4 protein-coding genes are annotated in these 4,634 nt (G+C 59.2%); 3 read left to right on the top strand and 1 reads right to left on the bottom strand.

The window, feature by feature from the left end; translation table 11 throughout:
- Positions 1 to 1,446 (bottom strand): HD domain-containing phosphohydrolase (locus LD28_RS0109020; RefSeq protein WP_033136644.1); only part of this gene is annotated, 1,446 nt, incomplete at its 3' end.
- Positions 1,447 to 1,769: 323 nt separating this feature from the next.
- On the opposite strand from LD28_RS0109020, the gene LD28_RS0109025 reads away from it, so the two are divergent.
- The 3 genes from LD28_RS0109025 to LD28_RS0109035 all read left to right on the top strand — a co-directional run.
- A complete protein-coding gene (locus tag LD28_RS0109025) occupies positions 1,770 to 2,573 on the top strand; it encodes a siderophore-interacting protein (RefSeq protein WP_033136645.1) in 804 nt (267 codons plus the stop codon).
- Positions 2,574 to 2,749: 176 nt separating this feature from the next.
- Positions 2,750 to 3,766 carry a FecCD family ABC transporter permease gene (locus LD28_RS0109030; protein WP_033136646.1) on the top strand — a complete coding sequence of 339 codons (1,017 nt, stop codon included), beginning with the start codon at positions 2,750 to 2,752 and terminating at the stop codon, positions 3,764 to 3,766.
- A 7-nt stretch (positions 3,767 to 3,773) separates the two neighbouring features.
- The coding region (locus tag LD28_RS0109035; protein WP_033136647.1) for a FecCD family ABC transporter permease at positions 3,774 to 4,634 on the top strand (861 nt) is incomplete at its 3' end.

The raw sequence follows: 4,634 nt of genomic DNA on the forward strand, positions 1-4,634 counted from the left end.
CAGCTCGACCAGCTGGGGATCGAAATGTTGTCCCTTCTCCTCTTCAATCAGTGCCAGCACCTTGTCCAGGGGCCATGCCTTCTTGTAGCAGCGATCCGAGCCCAGGGCATCGAACACGTCGGCCAGCGCCACGATCCGTCCCTCCAGCGGAATATCTGCTCCCTTCAGGCCCCGTGGATAACCGCTGCCGTTCCACTTTTCATGGTGGTTGCCTGCGATGGTGGCGCCAATCTGGAACAGCTCCAAGTCGCTGCCGGAGAGCATGTCCTGACCCAGTTGAGCGTGAGTTTTCATGATCTCCCACTCTTCCGGGGTCAGCTTGCCCGGTTTGTGCAGGATGGCGTCAGGAATGCCAACCTTGCCGATATCGTGCAGGGGAGAGGCCCGCTTGATGAGCTCACTCTGCTCTTCACTCATTCCCATCAGGTGGCAGAACTGTTCGGTATAGAGCGCCACCCGTTTGACGTGCAGTCCTGACTCTTTTGAGCGGGTTTCGACCAGCTCTCCAATGCGGTAAATGATCTCCCGCTGGTTGTCGGCAATCACCTCGTTGAGCCGGATGTTCTCCAGCGCCACTATGATGTTTTCGGTAAAGAGGCTGAGCAGGCCGGTGTCAATCTGGTTGAGCTGACGGGTTGTCTCGATATGGAACAGCAGGTGGTGGCGCGGGTTCTGGCAGTAGAGCACCATCTGGTTGGCGCTGTAGATATTGCTACGGTTGCTCATTGCCTGGCGCAGGATCTCCGGTGCTTCCGTGAGGCGCATGGCAGGGTGGCCGGGCAGCAGGGGCTCCAGCAGTTGCTCCTTCACCTCATAAGCGTATTGTTTGACGTCGTAGATCTGGGTCTCACCCAGATGGAGCAGGGCACTGAGCTGCTCTTGGGCTCCTTCGACAAACTGGCGCAGTGCCCGTTTCTCAAAGATCCCCTTGGAGGCTTCGATGACTTTTTCCAGCCCCTGACGATTGCACTCCAGGGTGCGGATATCCCGATAGGATCGCAGGCTGGCCCGCAACAGGGTACGCAGTTTCTGGGAGGTGAGCTCGGTTTTATCCTTGTAATCGTTGATGTCGTAGTTGGTCACCACGTCATCTTCCGGTGCCTGGCCGGGCTGGCCGGTACGCAGCACGATGCGCACCATCTTGTTTTGCAGATCTTCACGGACATATTTGACGACATCGAGGCCTGCGTGGTCGACCTCCATCACCACGTCCAGCAGCAACAGGGCGACATCCGGGGTGATGGCCAGCAGCTTTTTTGCCTCTGCTGCCGAGTAGGCGTGCAGAAACTCAATGGGGCGATTGTCAAACTCGAATTTGTTCAAGGTGATTTTGGTGATGCGATGCACTTCGGGCTCATCGTCAACAATCATCACCTTCCAGCCAGCTTGCGGCGTGTCAGAGAGAGAGAGATCGTCATCATCAATAATCAGGATTTGGTCATCCATCATACAATCCTGTTTGGCATCCTGTGCTTACATTAACTGCTTCACTAAGGATAGGAAACTTATTGAGAAATAAAATTTGATCTCGAAAAACTATGGTCGAAATAAGCAAATGGAACCCTTTGTGACTGTGGCGTTGCCCGGCAGCTTTCTTTGCCCAATCATGGGGCTCGCGTGCATAAAGTCTATTTCTGGATTCGGGTGTTGGCGGTAGTGTTGGTGATGTTTGAATCCTGCTAGTTCCTGTTAGATGATAAGCAATCTTATTTGATAGTAATTCCTATTTGTGTGTAACATGGGCGACACGCTCACCGAGGAGCCTCATTGTGTCCCCATCTCTGCCTCCCAATCGTCCCCGTCTGCTGACTGTCAAAGCCGTTATCCAGATCACCCCCCATTTGCGTCGCATCACTTTTGGTGGCAGCGAGCAGGCTGATTATCCCTTTACCTGTGGCGGGGCCCATATCAAGGTGATGCTGGCCCAGCCTCATCAGGTAGAGCCGGTGCTGCCTGCCATGACCCCGAGCGGCCCGCGCTGGAGTGACCCGGCGGACAAGCCGGTGATCCGCACCTACACCATCCGCGCGTTTCGCCGCGATCAGCTGGAACTCGATATCGACTTTGTTCTTCATGGTGATAGCGGGCCAGCCAGCGCCTTTGCCACCCACGCCAAGCCGGGGGATAAGGTGATCCTCTCCGGGCCCGGTGGCCCCAACCCTATGCTGCAACCGGCAAAGCACTACTGTCTGGTGGGGGATCTCACCGCCTTGCCCGCCATCATGGCGATGTGCGAGATGATGCCTGCCGATGCCAGCGGGGAGATTGCTATCCTGGTGCCGGATCAGGCGGATGCCCAGCCGCTGACACTGCCGGTCGGCGTACACTGTCACTGGTTTGTGGGAGAGCCCGCAACCAGTGGCATTCTGGAGTATGTGCAGGCCTTGCCTCTCTCTCGGGATGGCGGTTTTTTCTGGCTAGGTGGGGAAGAGGCGCTGGTGCTGCCGCTGCGTCGCCATTGCCGCGCCGTGCTCGAGGTGGATCGCCAGTCGCTCTACGCGGTCCCTTATTGGCGCAGAGGCAAGAGTGAAGAGGCCTATCATCAGACCCGCCATGATGTGATGGATAGCTGAGCAGAAGAGATCCCGTCACACATCAAAACTTGCAAATAAAAATGATTTGCATTTAACATTGCGCCGTCCGGGTATTCGTCCGGGCGGCGTTTTTATTTCCGTTGACACAAGAGCGCCCTGTTTTCACGTCGGTTTGGCTGCATGTTGTCAGACCCCAACGCAAGGAGTTGTAAAGGGTGGTTAAGTACCAGACCCATCTGTTCTGGCTGGCATTGTTCCTTCTCTGCACGCTGTTTTGCCTCTCGCTGGCCACAGGTGCCGGCGTCTATGGTGCCCGCGAGGTGTTCGGGTATCTGACGCACAACCCCCTGTGGGTCAGTGACGAGAAGCTCGCCATGGTGCTCAATACCTTGCGACTGCCGCGCACCCTCTGTGCCATGGTGGTCGGCGCCTCTTTATCGCTGGCTGCCTCCTTGTTGCAGAGCGCGACCCGCAATCCGCTGGCAGAACCCGGCCTGCTCGGGGTCAACGCCGGGGCCGTCTTTGCACTGGTGGTGGGGCTCACCTGGTTTGGGGTGGAGTCCGCCTATGGCTATCTGCTCTGGGCCGGACTCGGCGCACTGCTCGGCAACGTGATTGTGTTGGGGCTCGGCATGATGATTGGCCGCTCCAACCCGCTCAAGCTCATTCTGGTCGGGGTGGCGCTCTCCGCCACCTTCGGCGGTTTATCCAGCTTTCTGCTGCTCTCCAACAAGATGGTGCTGGAGCAGTACCGCTTCTGGAACCTCGGCTCCCTGTCGGCGGCCAATCTCGATGCCATCATTGCGGTGCTGCCCTTCGTGCTGGCGGCGTTTGTCATCACCTTGCTGCTCTGTCGCCAGCTGACCCTGATGCAGATGGGGGACAGTCAGGCCCAGGCGCTCGGGATCCGCCCCAACCGGGTGCGAATTGGCGTGCTGCTGGCCGCCACCCTGTTTACCGCCAGTGCCATTGCCATCGCCGGCCCCATCGGCTTTGTCGGCTTTCTGGCCGCCTACTGTGGCCGACTGGTAGAGCCGGTAAAGCTGTCGGTGCAGGTCTGTTTCTCCGCCCTGTTCGGCATGCTGTTTCTGCTGTTGGCCGACATTCTGGCGCGCTGGCTGATCCAGCCGTTCGAGCTGCCAAACGGGGTTATTCTGGCCCTGATCGGTGCACCTGTGCTGATCGCTATTGTCCACCGCGGGGGCTTTCGTACCCTGCTGACCGTCAAGTGAGGGGCTGATGCGTACACCTACCGATATGCTCTGCCTGCGGGCCGGCAACCGCTCTGTGCTGATCCATCTGCCCAGCTGGCGCTGGCTGGCACTGCTGGCCGTGGCGTTGCTGGCGCTTGCTCTGCTGGCCCTGAGCGTTGGCGGCGGCAAGCTTGGCTTTGCCGGGGTGGTCAACACCCTGCTGGGGGAGGGGACGCGGCTTGAGCAGCTCACCCTGTTCAAGATCCGGCTGCCGCGTATCCTTGGGGTGGTGGTGGCGGGTGCGGCCATGGGGCTCTCCGGCTGTCTGGTGCAGACTCTGGTTCGCAACCGGCTGGCCACACCCGACATGGTGGGGGTCAACAACGGCGCCTCTCTGGCCATCATCGTCTTCTCCCTCTACCTGACCGTGGGCAGCTGGCCCTGGTGGGCGGCCCCCATCGGCGCCATCTTCGCGGCGCTGGTGCTCTATGCCCTCTGCCGCAAACCGGGCGAGCAGGGCTATCTGTTCGTGGTGATCGGTATCGGCCTCTCCGAGCTGTTCGAGGCGCTCGGCCAGTTTGTGATGTCCACTCAGGCCTTGCTGCATTTGAGCTCTCTCTATCTGTGGAATATGGGCAGCTTTATCGCCGTGGGTTACAGCACCATCACCCCCATCGCCATCCTGTTGCTGCTGATCTGTCCCTGGATTGTCTATCTCTCCCGCTCGCTGGCGGTGCTGCGCTTTGGCCCCGAGATGGCCAGAGGGCTTGGCGTCAACGGCGATCGGGTGCAACTGGGCATTCTGGCGCAGGCCATTCTGGTGGCGGCGCTCGGCACAGCCATCGGCGGCCCCGTGGTCTTTATCGCCATGGCGGCCCCCATTCTTGCCTCCTGGCTGGTGAAAGAC

It is taken from the genome of Aeromonas finlandensis, from assembly GCF_000764645.1.
GTDB classification, from domain to species: Bacteria; Pseudomonadota; Gammaproteobacteria; order Enterobacterales; family Aeromonadaceae; genus Aeromonas; species Aeromonas finlandensis.